This window comes from Kribbella sp. NBC_01505 (genome assembly GCF_045040285.1).
Classification (GTDB): Bacteria; Actinomycetota; Actinomycetes; order Propionibacteriales; family Kribbellaceae; genus Kribbella.
Window position 1 is genome coordinate 1,403,924 of sequence record NZ_CP109425.1, and the last position, 16,746, is coordinate 1,420,669.

General features: G+C 67.6%; 17 protein-coding genes. 8 read left to right on the plus strand and 9 right to left on the minus strand.

Going from position 1 to position 16,746, the window contains the following annotated elements; genetic code table 11:
* Positions 1-24: 24 nt before the first annotated feature.
* The 4 genes from OG474_RS06230 to OG474_RS06245 form a co-directional block, all read right to left on the minus strand.
* Positions 25-312, minus strand: coding sequence for a WhiB family transcriptional regulator (locus OG474_RS06230; protein WP_405061237.1), 288 nt, complete (start codon positions 310-312; stop codon positions 25-27).
* A 168-nt stretch (positions 313-480) separates the two neighbouring features.
* Positions 481-675 carry a hypothetical protein gene (locus OG474_RS06235; RefSeq protein WP_405061238.1) on the minus strand — a complete coding sequence of 65 codons (195 nt, stop codon included), beginning with the start codon at positions 673-675 and terminating at the stop codon, positions 481-483.
* A gap of 360 nt (positions 676-1,035) precedes the next feature.
* On the minus strand, positions 1,036-1,968 hold the full coding sequence (locus tag OG474_RS06240) for an alpha/beta hydrolase (protein WP_405061239.1): 933 nt from the start codon (positions 1,966-1,968) through the stop codon (positions 1,036-1,038).
* Positions 1,969-1,980: 12 nt separating this feature from the next.
* Positions 1,981-2,310 carry a putative quinol monooxygenase gene (locus OG474_RS06245; protein WP_405061240.1) on the minus strand — a complete coding sequence of 110 codons (330 nt, stop codon included), beginning with the start codon at positions 2,308-2,310 and terminating at the stop codon, positions 1,981-1,983.
* Positions 2,311-2,399: 89 nt separating this feature from the next.
* Here OG474_RS06245 and OG474_RS06250 point away from each other — a divergent pair, with 89 nt between their 5' ends.
* Positions 2,400-3,263 carry an AraC family transcriptional regulator N-terminal domain-containing protein gene (locus OG474_RS06250; RefSeq protein ID WP_405061241.1) on the plus strand — a complete coding sequence of 288 codons (864 nt, stop codon included), beginning with the start codon at positions 2,400-2,402 and terminating at the stop codon, positions 3,261-3,263.
* 17 nt (positions 3,264-3,280) lie between these two features.
* On the opposite strand, the gene OG474_RS06255 is transcribed toward OG474_RS06250, so the two are convergent.
* Positions 3,281-5,437 (minus strand): ATP-dependent DNA helicase UvrD2, encoded by a 2,157-nt coding sequence (locus tag OG474_RS06255; RefSeq protein WP_405061242.1) that lies wholly within the window; start codon positions 5,435-5,437, stop codon positions 3,281-3,283.
* Between the two features lie 89 nt (positions 5,438-5,526).
* On the opposite strand from OG474_RS06255, the gene OG474_RS06260 reads away from it, so the two are divergent.
* Both OG474_RS06260 and OG474_RS06265 read left to right on the plus strand, forming a co-directional pair.
* Positions 5,527-5,766, plus strand: coding sequence for a mycoredoxin (locus OG474_RS06260; protein ID WP_391547608.1), 240 nt, complete (start codon positions 5,527-5,529; stop codon positions 5,764-5,766).
* A 150-nt stretch (positions 5,767-5,916) separates the two neighbouring features.
* A complete protein-coding gene (locus OG474_RS06265) occupies positions 5,917-8,286 on the plus strand; it encodes a hypothetical protein (RefSeq protein ID WP_405061243.1) in 2,370 nt (789 codons plus the stop codon).
* A 3-nt stretch (positions 8,287-8,289) separates the two neighbouring features.
* On the opposite strand, the gene nudC is transcribed toward OG474_RS06265, so the two are convergent.
* Positions 8,290-9,213: an NAD(+) diphosphatase gene (gene nudC, locus OG474_RS06270; RefSeq protein WP_405061244.1), complete on the minus strand. Its 924-nt coding sequence runs from the start codon at positions 9,211-9,213 to the stop codon at positions 8,290-8,292.
* Between the two features lie 39 nt (positions 9,214-9,252).
* On the opposite strand from nudC, the gene deoD reads away from it, so the two are divergent.
* The gene (gene deoD / locus OG474_RS06275) at positions 9,253-9,966 is read left to right on the plus strand and encodes a purine-nucleoside phosphorylase (protein ID WP_405061245.1); all 714 of its coding nucleotides are present in this window, start codon (positions 9,253-9,255) and stop codon (positions 9,964-9,966) included.
* A 26-nt stretch (positions 9,967-9,992) separates the two neighbouring features.
* A complete protein-coding gene (locus OG474_RS06280) occupies positions 9,993-10,499 on the plus strand; it encodes a hypothetical protein (protein WP_405061246.1) in 507 nt (168 codons plus the stop codon).
* Between the two features lie 3 nt (positions 10,500-10,502).
* Here the strand turns inward: OG474_RS06280 and OG474_RS06285 are convergent, their stop codons facing one another.
* Positions 10,503-11,138: a TetR/AcrR family transcriptional regulator gene (locus tag OG474_RS06285; protein ID WP_405061247.1), complete on the minus strand. Its 636-nt coding sequence runs from the start codon at positions 11,136-11,138 to the stop codon at positions 10,503-10,505.
* A 177-nt stretch (positions 11,139-11,315) separates the two neighbouring features.
* On the opposite strand from OG474_RS06285, the gene OG474_RS06290 reads away from it, so the two are divergent.
* Genes OG474_RS06290 through OG474_RS06300 form a run of 3 tightly spaced genes read left to right on the plus strand, consistent with a single transcriptional unit; the run spans position 11,316 to position 14,814 of the window.
* Positions 11,316-12,122 (plus strand): SDR family NAD(P)-dependent oxidoreductase, encoded by an 807-nt coding sequence (locus OG474_RS06290; protein ID WP_405061248.1) that lies wholly within the window; start codon positions 11,316-11,318, stop codon positions 12,120-12,122.
* Positions 12,123-12,125: 3 nt separating this feature from the next.
* Positions 12,126-13,250, plus strand: a complete 1,125-nt coding sequence (locus OG474_RS06295; RefSeq protein ID WP_405061249.1) for a DUF5938 domain-containing protein — start codon at positions 12,126-12,128, stop codon at positions 13,248-13,250.
* 13 nt (positions 13,251-13,263) lie between these two features.
* Entirely contained in the window at positions 13,264-14,814 is a 1,551-nt protein-coding gene (locus OG474_RS06300) for an AMP-binding protein (protein WP_405061250.1), read from the plus strand.
* Here OG474_RS06300 and OG474_RS06305 read toward each other — a convergent pair whose 3' ends face one another.
* Positions 14,815-15,495: a GPP34 family phosphoprotein gene (locus tag OG474_RS06305; RefSeq protein WP_405061251.1), complete on the minus strand. Its 681-nt coding sequence runs from the start codon at positions 15,493-15,495 to the stop codon at positions 14,815-14,817.
* A gap of 659 nt (positions 15,496-16,154) precedes the next feature.
* Positions 16,155-16,409 (minus strand): hypothetical protein, encoded by a 255-nt coding sequence (locus OG474_RS06310; protein WP_405061252.1) that lies wholly within the window; start codon positions 16,407-16,409, stop codon positions 16,155-16,157.
* Positions 16,410-16,746: the final 337 nt, after the last annotated feature.

The following is a 16,746-nucleotide window of genomic DNA, read 5'->3' on the forward strand; positions in this document are numbered from 1 at the left end:
TCGATTCGGATCTGGATCGGGTTGTCAGGCGGCGGTCGTGGTGTCGCTCTTGCGGGGACGTCCACGGGGCCGCTTGCGGGCAACCACCACACCCTGGACGAAGAGCTGGCCACCCCACACACCCCAAGGCTCGGAGCGCTCGAGCGCTCCGGCCAGGCACTCGGCCTGGAGCGGGCAGGTGGAACACAGCGACTTCGCGTACTCGACATCCGCCGGCGATTCGGCGAAGAAGAGTTCTGGCGCGTAGGACCGACAGGGCAGGTCCTGCGACGATGCCACCTCGTTGAACACGTCGAGGAAGCTCACGCTCATTCCGGTCACCTCCCAGTGACTTTCGGTGCTGATCTTTTGTCGTCGGAGACGGTCAGCGGGTGCTGGCCGCCAAACTTGGTTTCTCAATGACGCTCCTGGACAAACAAAAGGGCCGCGGGACCCTTTGGTGGGTTCCGCGGCCTGGAGGTGCCGGGTCTGACTCGTCTGTCAGACCGGTGGACTCCATGCTCGAGAACCCGACTCGCCGTACTTCACATCACCGACAGCTCCGCCCGTGATCTGGACATCGCTGACAGCCATCAGCACAACGGAGAGGCCGTGCATGCGCGGCGAGGCGCCCGGGATCAGGGCGCACGGCAGCGCGGCAGCGTTGCTGAACGGCTTCTTGTTGATGTTCGACATTTCCCAGACACCTCCTCTCGTTGCGCGAAGCGGGCGGTTGGCTCGATCGCTATGGTTGTTTGAAGTTTTCGGCCAGACTTCGACCGCAGAAAGAACAGTACGCTGTCGTCCTCGGAGCCCGCAAACTATTTATTGGCATGTTCGCGAAGTTGGCCGGAAGTTGCCGTTGCGGCGGCCGGATCCGGCTCCCGCGACAGGCTTCCTCCACGCTCCGGGGCGCCGAATGCACGCTCCGAGATCGTTGCCTCTGTCACCTATATGCCTCGGCTGCCAGCAGCAGACCGCGACATACAAGCTCAACCATGCGCCCCGGCGGACCAGCGTGGCAACACAATTCCGGCAGATTGCACGAACAGGCAATCAGCTGCCGAGGACCCCGCCCAGCCAGCGGGTCCGGGCCGACCGCGCCGCGACGGCGAGCGCCGCCGTCGGGAAGACCGCGTCGAATCCGTGGAATCCACCAGCCCACACGCGCAGTTCGGCCTGGCCGCCGGCCGCCCAGATCCGGCTCGCGTAGGCGACGTCCTCGTCCCGGAACACCTCGGCACTCCCGGCATCGACGTACGTCGTCGGTAGACCAGTAAGGTCCGCGGCCAACGCCGGGGACACGTACGCCGGGACGAGTTCAGCGGGCAGATCCCCCAGTACGGCGTTCCACGCGAACCGATTGGTCTCATGCGTCCAGATGCCGGGCTGACCGGCGTACTGGAGGCTCGAGGCCGTGTCGTTGCGATGGTCGAGCATCGGGCAGATCAGCAACTGGGCGGCGATCGCGGGCCCGCCGAGGTCGCGGGCCATCAGTGTCACGCCGGCCGCGAGGCCACCCCCGGCGGAGATTCCGGCCACGACGAGCCGGCCGGAATCGATGCCGAGCTCGGCGGCGTGCTCGGCGACCCAGAGCAGCCCCTGGTAGGCATCGTCAACCGGAGTCGTGCCGCTCACCTCGGGCGCGAGGCGGTAGTCGGCGGTGACCACGACAACCCCGAGGCTCTCCACCCACTCCAGCGGAATGTCGAGCTGGGAGAAGCGGTCGCCGAGGATCATCCCGCCGCCGTGCAGCCAGTAGACGCACGCGGCGCCAGGCACCGGATCCGCCGGACTGAGGACAGTCAGCGGGATCTCGGTCCCGTCGGACGCGGTAGCCGTCACCTCACGCCGGGAGATCGCGCGGCCGGCCAGCAGCGGCTCGACCGGCATCGCCGACTGCTCCCGCATGATCGGGAGCATCTCCGCCGTGACCTCGGTGACAAGCGGGAAGGCACTGAGGAGTTCTTGCAGTTCGGGATCGAGCATCGGAGTCACCTTTCAGTGCGTGAGGTCGGCTTTGCCGCCGCGCGGGACGAAGTCGGTGTACGGCGTCGCGTCCGCGGCCAGCGCCTGCGTCCGGGCAACGATCGCCTGGGCCGCGGGTCCGGCGAAGACCCGGTGATGGTCCTCTTCGGAGGTCCAGCCCTCGGCGACGTGGATCAGATCGGGGTTCGCCGCCGACTGCGAGATCAGGAAGGTCACGCAGTACTCGGTCGAGGCGGGGTAGCCCTCCTCGAGGGCACCCAGCAGCACCTTGACGAGCTCGTCGCCCAGTCCGGGCCTGGCCGTGACGGTGGAGGTGAAGCCGTAGTTCGCGATTGATGTCATGCTCTTATTCGATCGTCGAAACCTCGACATCCCTAGGGAGAATCTGCACATTCCTTGCACGATCCTCCAAACTGAGGTGGAATCGATGCATGGATGAGCTCCGGGCACTGCTCCGCCGCCATGTCCGGCCGGACGAGACGACCGCGATCGACGGTCTGCACATCGCGAAGATCGAGCGCTCGGGACCGCCGTCCCCGTCGATGTCCGGAGTGGTGCTGGCCGTGCTGGTCGAGGGCGCCAAACGGCTCACGGTCGGCGAACGCGTGCATCTGTACCGACCGGGCGACTATCTGGTGGCTTCGGTCGATCTGCCGGTCAGCGGCCACTTCGTCGACGCGACCATCCAGGAGCCGGCGCTCGGGATGGCGCTCGTTCTCGACCCGGCGCTGATCGCCGAGCTGCTCCTGCACGCCGGTCCGGGCGATCTCCCCCGCCCGCAGACCGGACCGGTGCCGGGTATCGCCGTCGGCAAGCTCACTGACGAACTGCTGGACAGCCTGATCCGGATCGTCCGCCTGATCGAGCGACCCCGGGACCAGGCGGTGCTGGCGCCGATGCTCAAGCGCGAGATCCACTGGCACCTCATCACTGGCGACCAGGGACCGGCTGTCCGGCAGCTCGGCCTGGCCGACAGCAGCATGAACCACATCACCCGGGCCGCGCGGTGGATCCGAGACAACTACTCCGAGCAGTTCCGGGTCGAGGACCTGGCCAAGCTCAGCGGGATGAGCCCGTCCGGTTTCTACCGGCACTTCCAGACCGTCACGGCGCTGAGCCCGATCCAGTTCCAGAAGCAGGTCCGCCTGCAGGAGGCGCGGCTGCTGCTCGCATCACATCCGCGCGACATCGCGACCGTCGCCCATCGCGTCGGCTACGACAGCGCCTCCCAGTTCAGCCGCGAGTACCGGCGCCAGTACGGCGTTCCGCCCAGCCAGGACGCCGTACTGGCCTAGTGTCCTGAGTCAGGACACTAGGTGCGGGTGCAGATGACCAGGATCTGCTCGCCGTACTTGGTGAGTTTGGTGTGGCCGATGCCGGGGATCTTGCGGAGGGCCAGCTCGTCGGAGGGACGGGTCTCGGCGATCGCGGTCAGGGTCGCGTCGGTGAGGATGACGAAGGCCGGCATCTTCTCGGACTCGGCCTGCTCCGTGCGCCAGGCGAACAGCGCGTCGTACAGGTCCTGGTCGATGTTGGACGGGCAGGTCTCGCAGCGACCGAGCTTGCGCGCGCCCGGGTCGATCAGACCGCGGCCGCAGACCCGGCACTTCGGGATCGGGCGTCCGGCCCGGGCGGCCCGCTCAGCACGCTCGGCCCGGTCGGTCGTCGGCTCCCAGGCGGGCTGCCGAGCCGTCCGCACGCCGATCGCATCCAGGAACCGGGTCGGACCACGGGTCCCCCGGCCACCGGGCGACCGCGAGGTCGACCAGCTGACGAACAGCTGCTGCTTGGCCCGCGTCACCCCGACGTAGAACAGCCGGCGCTCTTCCTCGATCTGCTTCGGCGTCTGGGCGTAGGTGATCGGCAGCGTCCCCTCGTGGGCGCCGACGATGAAGACGCACTCCCACTCCAGGCCCTTGGCGGCATGCAAGGTCGCCAGCGTGACGCCCTCGGCGACGGGCGCGTGCTGGATGGCAGCTCGCCGGTCCAGCTCGCCCATCAGCTCGTTCAGCCCGGCCTCCGGATTCGCCGCGGCGAAGTCGGACGCCATCGTGACCAGCGCGCTCAGTGACTCCCAGCGATCCCGAACCGCGCCCACTCCACTTGGCGCCTCGGGCGTCCACCCAGCTCCGCCCAGCACGCCGGTCACCGTCTCGAGCAGGTCGTCGGACAGGTCACCGGCCTTGGCCTGACCACGCAGCAGCACGGCTGCCTTCCGAATCTCCGGTCGCTCGAAGAACCGCTCCGCACCCTTCAGCACGGTCGGGATCTTCCGCTCCGCGAGCGCCTGCTCGAAGTTCTCCGACTGGGCGTTGGTCCGGAACAGTACGGCGATGTCCCGCAGCTGCACGCCCTCGTCCTTCAGCCGCGTCACCGCCCGCGCGACCGCATCCGCCTCGGCCACCTCGTCGGAGTACTCGCGGTAGACCGGCGCCGGACCAGGCTCGAGCTGGGACCGCAGGGTCACCCGCCCGGGCAGCCCGGCCGGACCGGCCGCGTCGAGGATCTTGTTCGCCACGTCGACGATCTGCGGGGTGGACCGATAGTCGCGGACCAGCTTGATCACCGTCGCGTTCGGATGCCGCGAGGCGAAGCGAACGAGGTTCTCCGGCTCGGCGCCGGCCCACGAGTAGATGGTCTGGGCCGGGTCGCCGACCACGCAGACGTCCTCGCGGCCACCGAGCCACAGGTCGAGCAGGCTCTGCTGCAGCGGGCTGACGTCCTGATACTCGTCGACCACGAAGGTCCGGTACTGCCGGCGGATCTCGGCCGCGACCCGCTCGTCCTCGGCGAGCAGGGCGACCGCGCAGAGCAGCACGTCCTCCAGGTCGATCCGCCCGCGCTCCAGCTTCACATCCTCGTACGACGCGAAGATCTTGCCGATCGTGGCCGGGTCGAAGGCAGCCAGCGCCCGGCCGGACTTCGGCGCCAGCCGCGCGTAGTCGTCGGGCCGCACGTTGCTGACCTTGGCCCACTCGACCTCACCGGCCAGGTCGCGCAGGGCCGGGGTGTCGACCCGGATCCGGCAGCGCGAGGCGGCCTCGGTCAGCAGCGGGAACTTCCGGTCCGCGATCGGAGGCAGCTCACCGCCGTACACCTTGGGCCAGAACCAGCGGGCCTGGCGCAGCGCCGCGGAGTGGAACGTCCGCGCCTGCACACCCTCGACCCCGAGCTGCGCGAGCCGGCCCCGCATCTCGCCGGCCGCCCGCTGGGTGAAGGTCACCGCGAGCACCCGGACCGGGTCGAACGTCCCCGTCCGCACTCCGTACGCGATCCGGTGGGTGACCGCCCGCGTCTTCCCGGTCCCCGCCCCGGCCAGCACCACGACCGGCCCGTGCAGGGTGGACGCGACCGCGCGCTGCTCCGGATCGAGCGCCGCCAGCAGGTCGTCTGCGTTTAATACTTTCCCCGCCCCGCCGCCCCGGACAGGCGGGCCGGAGCGTGTGAGGTCACTCACGGACTGGGTCATGTCGGGAACAGCACCGCCTACGGCGTGGTTGGGACAGTTCGAGAGCCACCCTAGACGGCTCTCCGGACAGATCTAGAAGGAGACGGCCGATGGCGGCAGTGACGATGTACTCGACACCCTGGTGTGGCTACTGCCATCGCCTCAAGGGCCAGCTGAAGCGGGCCGGGATCGAGTTCACCGAGGTCGACATCGAGCAGGTCCCGGAGGCCGCGAAGTTGGTCGAGAAGATCAACAAGGGGAACCAGACGGTCCCGACGGTGGTCTTCGCCGACGGCACCGCGCTGACCAACCCGTCGGTGGCCCAGGTCGCGGAGAAGCTCATCGTCTGACCTGGCCGTAGCCCGCACCCGCGGCGCCTGCCCTTTGGGGTAGGCGCCGCGGTCTGTTGTCGGCCCCTGCGGGCCGGATGTTCTCGAGCCATGGACTTACGGTCATGGCCGTTTTACCTTCGAGGGAACCACGCCGCAGGGAGATCCGCCATGATTCCGCGTCGTTCCTTCCGCCTTGCCCTCGTTTTAGCGGTCCTGGCCGTAATCAGCTGTTTGTTCACAGCCACGGCCACCGCCGCTCCACCACTACCCACCGGGAGACCGGATCCGTTCCCGTCCGAGGTAGGACCGGAACGCCCTGATGTCATCGGCCGCACCCTCACACCGGATCCGGTCACCGACCTCGGCGCTCCGATCAGCTCGCTCACCGTCATGGAGGGCACGGTCGGCCGCACTCCCGACGGTCGCGACGTCGTGTACGCCGTACCGGCCGGCGAGAACGCCAACCTGAACGTCGTCGACGTGCACAGCCGCCAGCTGCTGAACGCAGTCCCGCTACCGGGCGCGGCGGGAGCGTGGGGCATCGTCGTCGCGAGCGACGGCCGCCTGTACGTCGGCACCTACCCGAACGCACACCTCTATCGCTTCGACCCGGTGACGGCTGTGGTCACCGACCTCGGCCGGCCCATCGCCGGTGAGTCGTTCATCTACGGCCTCACCGCGGACCGCAACGGCAACGTCTACGGCGGTACCTATCCGAACACCCACGCCTTCAAGTACGACGCGGGCAGCGGGAAGGTCACCGACTACGGCTCGCTCGACCCGGTGGAGCAGTACGCGCGGTCGACTGTCTACGACCCCGACCACAACGCACTGTTCGTCGGCATCTCCACACCGGCCGGCAAGCTGCTCCGCATCGACCTGGCTACCGGAGCGGTCCGGAACGTCACTCCGCCGAGTCTGGTCGCGACGGAGATCATCGACCTCGACTATGCGGGCGGACGGGTGTTCGCCAACGCCAGCAGCAAGCTGGCCGTCGTCGACGCGGTCACTTTCGAGCAGGTCAAGTTCACTGACACCGCGACCGGCAGTCTCGTGCTGACCTATCCACTCGCCGCCCGTGGGGTCTCCGGAGCTGGTCCAGGTGGCGTGTACTTCACCACGACGACCACGCTCAATCTGATGCGCTACGACCTCGACGCCAACACCGTCAGCACCGTGACAACCCCGCCGACCCGGATGACTCGTGGTGCCGCGATCGGCTACGGCTGGGTGACTGAGAACGGCCAGCAGATCCTCTACGGCCTCACTGGCAACTACTCCGGTGGAACGTTCCGCTACGACCCAGTGGCCCGAACCCTCGCGCAGTGGACCTCGCCGTTCAAGCCCGTCCCCGTAGCGCTGCAACACGCGATCGCTGACCCAGCCACCGGCCGGGTGTATATCAACGCCTACCTCAACGGCTCCACGTCGTACTACGACCCCGCCACCGGCAAGTACACGGTCACCGCACGCCAGGGCCAGGTCGAGGGCTGGGCATGGGGCACCGGCAGCAAGATGTGGGTCGGCATCTACCCCTACGGCCGTCTACAGCTCTGGGACACCGCTCTGGCGGAGAGCCCGACCAATCCGAAGATCCTGTTCAGTCTGGTCGACAGCGACCTGCAGAACCGCCCGTTCGACGTCGTGCCATCAGGCAACAGCGTGTACGTCGGCACGACTCCCGGGTACGGCGAATACGGCGGTGCGATCACCGTGTACGACGTACCGTCCAACACGTTCAAGGTCTACCGGAACCTGGTGACCGACCAGTCGATCGCATCCCTGCTACCGATCGGCGGCAGTGTGTGGGCCGGATCGGCCATCGAAGGCGGTCAGGGCACCGAGCCCCGAGCGACTGAAGCGCACCTGGTCAAGGTCGACCCAGCCACGGGAACTGTCACAGCGGACGTCGTACCGGTGCCAGGCGCGGCCAGCATCAACGAGCTGACCATCGGACCGGACGGCAACATCTGGGGTCTGGCCGACGGCAACGTGTTCGTGGCCAACAAGACCACCGGTGCGATCCTTCGCACCTACCCTGTCTTCCCCGGACGCATCACCGGACACGACGGAGCGCTCTCCTGGCGCGACGGCTACCTGTACGGCGTCTCCGGCGGCCGACTGTTCGTCCTGGACAGTCTGAGCGGGACGTCGACCATCCTCCGCGACCACGGCCTCAACCGGCTCACGCAAGGACCGGACGGCACGTACTACTCGCTGCTGCGCCTGGACGGCTGGACCATTCCGACCAACCTGGCGTCGTACAAGCCGCCGGCCGACGCATGTCCCAAGTCGGACCTCCGCGCCAACGTGTGGACCGGCAACGTCAACAGCCACGTGGTGAACCGCAATCTGGAGTACGGCTGCACACTCACCGACGTACTGCCGAGTGCCAAGGCAGAGTGGCCGAACCACGCGGCCTACGTGCTCGCAGTGGACCGGAAGCTCCGGACACTCGAGCGCTCCGGCCAGGTGGAGTACTGGGAAGGCGTCCTGATCCGGGTCGCCGCCGCAGTCTCCAAGGTGGGCGGCCGGTGAGGCTCACCAGCTTCCGCTGAGCTCCTCGCCGTACCAGCCCTCGATCAGGCGACGGGAGATCGAGATGTTGCCAGGGAGGGCCATCGTGCCGGCTTCGACCAGCGCACGGAGGTCCTCCCGGGTGAACCACTTGGCATCCGAGATCTCGTCGCCGTCCACCTCGATCTCGGTGCCGATCGCCTTGGCGTAGAAGCCGAGCATCAGGCTCGACGGGAACGGCCATGGCTGGCTCCCGGCGTACAGGACCTCGGACCCGACGACCACACCGGACTCTTCGAAGACCTCACGCCGTACGGCGGCCTCCAGCGACTCGCCTGGCTCGACGAACCCGGCCAGTGTCGAGTACCGGCCCTCGGGCCAGGCGCCGTTGCGGCCGAGCAGGGCCCGGTCCTCGTCGTCGGTGACCAGAACGATGATGGCGGCATCGGTCCGCGGGAAGTGGTGCATGCCGCAGTTGGGGCAGTCGCGGACGTGTCCGGCCTCCACCACCACCGTGTGCTCACCACAGTTCGCGCAGTGTGTGTTCACGGCGTGCCAATGCGCCAGTCCGATCGCATGGACGGCGATACCGGCCTCACGGTCGCCCAGGACGAGGCCCAGCTCCCGCAGGCCGGCATACGACTCGTCTGCCTCCCCTGCGACCAGCACGGCGAACACTGCGCGGCCGTCGGCGGTCTGACCGGCTCCTGACTCGCGGTCGATCCCCATGAAGACCCGGATGCCCTCCGGGGCCTCGGCCGGGGTCACCAGCTGCAGTCCGCTCCGATCAGCGGTCGCCTGCAGCTTGTCGCCGACCGCTACGGCCACTTGCGTGTCCGGAGCGGCCCACGCCTTCTCCAGCCAGTCGTCATCGCGCCGCCGGTCGGCAGCGCGGTCGAGAACGGAGCGGGACAGGGTCAGCGAACCAGGAGCTATCGAGTAGGCCACGTAACTCAACATATCCCGGTCGCATGAGAGCATCCCGGCATGAGTATTCACATCGCCGCCGAACCCGGGCAGATCGCACCACGGGTGCTGTTCCCCGGTGATCCGCTCCGGGCCAAGTGGATCGCGGAGACCTACCTGTCCGACGTGACCTGCTACACCGAGGTCCGGAACATGTTCGGGTTCACCGGCACCTACAAGGGTGAGCGGATCTCCGTCCAGGGCTCCGGCATGGGCCAGGCGTCCGCCTCCATCTACGCGAACGAGCTGTTCGCGGAGTACGAAGTACAGACCCTGATCCGGGTCGGGACGTGCGGTGCGCTGACCGAGGACGTGCGGGTCCGGGACGTGATCATCGCGATGTCCGCCAGCACCGACTCGCAGATGAACCGCCTGCGCTTCCACGGCATCGACTACGCGCCGACCGCCGACTACAAGCTGCTGCGCGCCGCGGTGGACGCCGCCGAGGCGGCCGGGCTGAACGTGCACGTCGGCCAGGTGTTCTCCGGTGACCTGTTCTACAACGACCGTGCGGACCTGGTCTCGCGGACCGCGGAGTACGGCGTCCTGGGGATCGAGATGGAGGCCTCGGCCCTCTACACGCTGGCCGCCAAGTTCGGTCGCCGCGCGCTCGGCATCATGACGGTGTCGGACCACCTGATCACCAAGGAGGTCACGTCGGCCGAGGAGCGCCAGACGACGTTCTCCGAGATGATCACGATCGCCCTCGATGCTGCGATCGAGGTGCCGGTCTGAGCCGGATCAGGAGCGCCGCCACCGCCATGGCCGCTCTCCTGCTGCTCACCGCCTGCTCCTCGAACGAGCCCGCCAAGAGCCCGGGCAACCCGCCGTCCTCAAGCACCTCTTCATCGGCTCCAGAAGCGTTGACTCCGGTCACAGCGACCGCACTGGTCGCCGGACTGACCCAGGCCGGCTTCAAGTGCGGCACGGACGAGGCCTACGCCCTCTGTACGTCGGGTGCCGCGTCGGTGTCGATCCTGAACGGCGACCACCCCCGGCCACCGGTGGTGTCGGTGAACGCCAGCGGCCCGGCCGACACCGCGGCTGCCGCGATCGCCAAGGTCCTGCCCAAGGTGCTCGAGGTCGCCCACATCAGCCAGCCGCAGGACATCGCCTCCTGGTTCGACGCACAGAAGGGCAAGCCGGCGGCCGACATGACCGCAGGCGACTGGCTGGTGAACTACGCGGCCGAGTCGGACACCGAGGAGCCAGGTGTGCACCTGACCGTCACCGACAAGCTCTGCAAGACCGCCTGTCAGGCGGAGTAGTCACTACTGGATGAGCTTCGGCAGGACGCTCTGAACGCGTCCTGCCAAGCGCTCCGGCACACCGTCGGGGTCGTCGGCGTAGGCCACCACGGCCTGCTCGAAGAGACCGTCGACCAGCGCGTACGCCGTCGGCGGGTCGACTGAGACTTCGCCTCCGACCAGCTCGGCGTACCGGGTCAGGATCCGCCAGATCATCGCTTCCAGCAGCTGGTCGATCGCCACCACGTCCGGGCGCAGTTGCTCCTCGAACATGCTCTGGGCGCGCAGGTCGTACCAGAGGCGGTGCATCGGGGTCTCTTCGACCAGGGTCTGCGTCATCTTCGCCAGGAAGCCCACACCGAGCTCGTCGGCGGTGGTCGCGGTCTCCACGACCTCGTCGTACCGCTGGGCGCACTTGGTCTTGTAGTAGCGCACGCAGTAGCTGATCAGGTCGATCTTGTCGCGGAAGTAGTAGTGCACGACGCCGTGCGTGAACTCGGAGTTGTTCGCGATCTCGCGCAGGCTGGTGCGGGCGTAGCCGAGCTCACCGAGCGTCTTCAGCGCGGACTCGGCCAGCGCGATCCGGCGGCGCTCGATCTTGTCGATCCCGGAGACCCGGGCGGGCCGGTCCGAGGGCGTGACGTCTGTTGCCGAGCTCATCGCCACTCCTGTCGTCGCCGATGGTGATGCGTCAGCCTACCCGCCGCGGACCAGGCGCGACCCGCGGCGGGGAGACTTCTTGACAAGTGTCCAGCAAAGTCTTGACGAGTGTCAAAGAACGGGCCAGAGTTGTGCCCCAATCACCCTCCGCAGCCACTCGAGCAAAGGAGCTCCCCGATGGGCGGACTCGATCTCTCCGGGCGTAAGGCCCTTGTCACCGGCGGGGCCCAGGGACTGGGCGAAGGAATGGCCAAGGCACTCGCCGCGGCCGGCGCGAAGGTCGTCGTCGCCGACCTGCAGAAGGACGCCGGCGCCGCGGTCGCCGACGCGCTCGACGCCGAGTTCGGCGCCGGCAACGGGTTCGTCGCCCACGACGTCACCGACGAAGGCAGCTGGGAGAACGCCGTCGTCGCGGCCAACGACGTTCTCGGCGGCCTGGACATCCTGGTGAACAACGCCGGGATCGAGATCACCAGCCTGCTCACCGAGGTCACCGCGGACCAGATCCGCAAGATGCTCGACGTGAACATCCTCGGCACCGCGCTGGGCATCAAGTACGGCCTGCGCACGATGCGCCCCGACGGCCTGGCCGGGCAGGGCGGCGCGATCATCAACATCTCCTCGGTCGCCGCAACCATCGCCTTCCCCGGGATCGCGATCTACTCGGCCACCAAGTCCGCGGTCGACCGGCTCACCCGGGTCGCCGCGATGGAGTCCGGCAAGCTCGGGTACGGCGTCCGCGTGAACTGCATCTACCCCGGACTCGTCCCCACCGCGATGGGCGCCGGCCTGGCGAACGACGTCGCCGAGCTCGGACTGTTCGGCTCCCCGGAAGAGGCGGTCGGCGCGGTCATCGGGCTCACCCCGGCCGGACGGCTCGGTGAGGTCACCGACATGGCCGATGCGGTCGTCTTCCTGGCGTCGAACGAGGCCCGCTTCATCACCGGCATCGGTCTGCCGGTCGACGGCGGAATGGGGATGTGACCCATGACTGCGAAACCTGTCGTCGTCTACGGCGCTTCCGGCTACACCGGCCGGCTGGTCTGTGAGTACCTGCGCCAGTACAACGTCCCGTTCGTGGCCGCAGGCCGCAGCGAGGACAAGCTCAAGGCATCGATGAGCTCGAACGTGGCCGGCATCGAGACAGCCGACTACGAGATCGCCACTGTCGACCATGACGTGGCCGCACTGACCGATCTGTTCAAAGGCGCGTCCGTGGTGCTCAACACCGTCGGACCGTTCAGTGAGCTCGGGCCTGCGGCCGTAGAGGCGGCTCTCGCGGCAGGTGCGCACTACACCGACACCACCGGTGAGCAGGACTGGCTGATCACCTGCGACGAGAAGTACGGCGCTCAGTTCGCCGAGGCCGGTCTGCTGCTGGCCCCTGGCATCGCGCAGATGTACACGACCGGTGAGATCGCCGCACAGCTCTGTTTGGAGCAGCCAGGGCTCGACACCTTGGACATCGCGGTGTTCTGGGGCGGCAGCCCGACCATCGCCTCGACACGCACGATTCTGGTGAACGCTGCGACGTCGAAGGCACACTTCCTGGAGCAGAACCAGTACGTCGAGTTCCCCGAGCAGGGGCTGGTTTCACTCGTCGTACCGGGGCAGCACGAGCTGGCGCTGTCACTGCCGTGGGGTGGCACGTCACACCCGGTCTGGTTCAAGCGTGACCCACGGGTTGCCAACGTCAAGGCGCAGGGTGGCGTCTTCAACGCAGCGCTGATGAACGGCGTACCGCAGATTGTCGCGGCCGCACTGGAGGCCACGAAGGACATGGCTCCGGACGACCGCGATGCTGCGCTCACTGCGACCGCACGGCAGGTGATGGACTCGATGCCGCCGCGGGAGAACCCGCGCGTCAACAAGTCCCTCGACTCGGTGCACGCCTCCGGTCCGCTCGGCCGGGCGCATTGTGTGATCCACGGCAACAGCAACTACCAGCAGACCGGTCTTCTGCAGGCCTATGCGGCGTACTCACTGCTGCAGACGCCACCGAAGCGAGTCGGGTTCGCCAGTGCTTGTCAGGCCTTCGGTCACCGGGAGCTGCTCGGCGTACTGCGCAGCTTCGGCCTGGTCGCCGAGCCACAGCTGACCGTGGTGCATTGAGAGGAGCAGCCCGATGCGACTGGTCGACTACCTGGACAAAGGCGCCTCACTCGGACCGGACGGGCCCTGCCTGACCACTGACGGCGAGACGCTGACGTATGCCGATGTCCAGGACCTGTCGTACCGGATCGCGAGCGGCTTGGTGGCAACCGGCGTACGGCCCGGCGGCAAGGTGGCGATCCTGTCCGCCAACGACCCGATCGCGTTCAGTTGCGTGTTCGGGATCAGCCGGGCCGGTGCGGTCTGGTGCCCGATCAATCCGCGCAACGAGGCAGCCGAGAACCGGGAGCTGCTCGACCGGTTCGACTGTGAAGTACTGATCTACCAGTCGGCGTTCGCGCCACTGGTGGACCGGATCCGGGATGCGCTACCGAAGGTCCACACCTTCGTGTGCCTGGATTCCGGTCAATCCTCCGGCACCGGCCCCCACGGTGACCGGACCGTCGGCTGGGACACGTTCTGCGGGGGCGTGTCCCAGCCGGCCCCTGACTTCGCTGACCCAGAAGAGCTGGCGCTGATCGTCGGCACGGGTGGCACTACTGGTCAGCCCAAGGGGGTCATGCTCACCGACACCAATCTGGAGACCATGACGGCCCTCACGCTGATGGGCTACCCCTTTGGCGTCCGACCGGTCTATCTGGCGCTCGCACCGCTCACCCACGCCGCAGGTGTGCTCTGCTTCCCGGTGCTCGCGTCCGGTGGCGAAATCGTCATCATGCGCGCCCCCGACGTACATGCGTTTCTCAAGCTCATCCCACAGCACGGGGTGACCCACACGTTCCTGCCGCCGACACTGATCTACATGGTGCTCGCGGCCGAGGAGCTCGACAGCACGGACCTCTCCTCACTGCAGTGCTTCTGGTACGGCGCCGCACCGATGTCGGTATCCCGGCTCGAAGAGGCGCTGCGGCGGATCGGTCCCGTGATGGCGCAGCTGTTCGGTCAGACCGAGGCGCCGATGATGATCTCGATCCTGCCACCGGCCGACCATTTCGATGCCTCCGGCAACATCGCGCACGAGCGGCTGGCATCGGCCGGGCGGCCGTCCGCGCTGGTCACCACGGCGATCATGGCGCCGGACGGGCAGTTGCTTCCGGTCGGCGAGCGCGGCGAGATCGTGGTCCGGGGCTCGCTGGTGATGCGCGGCTACTACCGCGATGCCGAGGCGACGGCGACAGCATCGGCGTACGGGTGGCACCACACCGGCGACATCGGGTACCTCGACGCGGACAACTACCTGTACATCGTCGACCGGGCCAAGGACATGATCATCACCGGCGGCTTCAACGTGTACTCGACGGAGGTCGAGCAGGCGCTGATGGCGCACGACGCGGTCCAGGACTGCGCGGTGATCGGCCGCCCGGACGAGAAGTGGGGCGAACGCGTTGTCGCCGTCGTCCAGCTCCAGGCAGGTGCGACCGCCGATCCGGCCGAGCTGATCGCGTTCGCGAAGGCACGGATCGGCAGTGTCAAAGCACCCAAGGAAGTACTGATCTGGGCGGACCTGCCGCGCTCGAAGGTCGGCAAGGTCCTGAAGCCGGACATCAAGGCCCGCCTCCACTAGTCAGCTGCTGGACGCGCCACCAGCGGTCGCCGACACCACGATGGCTGCGGTGATGGCGGCCTGCATCTCAGCGACGGCCTTCTTCACCGCGGCCGCTGCCCAGTCGGAGTCCGCGATGACCTTCGCACGAGCCCGTAGCTGCCGCTTGTCGACCGCATCGGTGATCACCTTCGGTACGACGTCCAGCGCGCTCAGCAGGGCGATCAGGGCACCGGTCCGCTGGTCCGGCGTGGTGCCGACCTTCAACACGCTCTCCAGCGCGGCCCGCACCTCACCCTCGTGCTGCGCGTCCTTCGCCGGCCACCGGGTGACCGGGAACAGGCCGAGCACCTTGCCCTGGTCCGCCTCGAGGACGCCGCGCTCGGCCAGCCGGACCAGCAGCTGGTCGCGCACCTTCTTCGAGAGGCCGCTCAGGACGTCCTTCGGCTTCTTCCCGGCCTTGCCGACAACGTACGCGAGGCGGTCGTCCAGGATCGGGTCCCCGGTCGACGAGGTGTCCAGCACCTTCAGCCGCCCGGCCTTCTCACCGTCACCGCCGGTGGTGATGTCCACCTTCCCGAGCGTGGTCAGCTCGATCAGGAGCGCGCCACCGAGCGCGTAGTCCAGTTTCGGCGACCCGACGATCGGCTTACCGGTCTCGTCGTCGTACATCAGCAGCAGCAGGTCTTCGGCAATCAGCATGCTCTTAACGTAAGCAACCGGTTGGTTGGCCCACATCCGCCACGCGGACTACCCGCCAGGTCCACCTTCAGTAGTGGTGTCCGTTGACCACCACCGGCTCCCCCAGCGCGGCGGCGACCTCGGTCAGGAAGTCCGGCGAGGCCCCCGCAACGTCCGAAGACTCGCGGGCGCTCGTCGGCTGTCATGTCTCGGGACGTCGGTACCAATTGCTGTCTCCGGACATAGATGGCAGTTATGGCTGCGGTCGAGCCGGCCTGGCGGTGTTGGGCTGGCGGTGTTGGGCTGGCGGTTGTGAGCCTGTTGCGGAATGCGGGCGCCGGCCCCGGATCTGCGGGAGTTGTCGATCAGCGTGGTTCTGCTGCCTCTGAGAGGCAGCAGAACCACGCAAAGGCGCGCCGACGGGGTCGGTGCCCGTTGGCGGCCGAGCTTCCCGTTGCCTGGACCTCAGCAAATTTTGGTGGGCTATCCGTTCAAGTTGACCCTTCTCTGGTCAAAAAACGAGGGGAGAACCAGCAACTTGAGCGGAGATCCCCTCAACCTTCCCGTGCAGCAAATCGGCCGCAGCCGCGACCCCTGGCCATGAACCAAAACTCAAGCCTGCGAGCCGACCAAAGTGTCACCGATGTCCCGCGACACACCCATGAACTATCTGACGAGACTCAACAGCGGGCGCTCGTCGGCGATTCTTCGGACGCTACGGGGATGATCCGGATGATCAGGACGGTCTCACCCCAGAGGTCAGTGACCTCGGCGGTGTAGCGGTACGGCTTGGACGGGTCGAGGGTGTGCTCGATCGAGCCGTCCCGCATCTGCTCGGCACCGTCCTCGCTGAGCATCCCCATGATCTCGCTCTGCGCATCCGCGAGGCGACCGCGGCCACGATGCAGTGCGATTCCCCGGCTGGCCCGCGCCACCAGTGGCGGCCGGAGACAACAAGCCGGGGCCGGAGACCTATGGCAACAGGTCTCCAGCCGCCACAAGGTGTCTCACGCCACACCAGTGGTGGCGCGAGAACCCAGCCGCCTGCCGGACGATCCGAGTCCACTGACCTGAGCAACAGCGCGGAACCACACGCAACCTGCACCTCGGTCGCCGACGGCATTCCATCCACCTCAGCCATAGCCCGTCAGCCCCAGACAACGTGGAACCTCGGTCACCGACCGCACCATCCCGCCCAACCACAAGCAACCCCAGCCACTCATCCTTCAGTTCATCGGCCGCAGCAGCGACCAGCCGCCGACCTCACCGGCC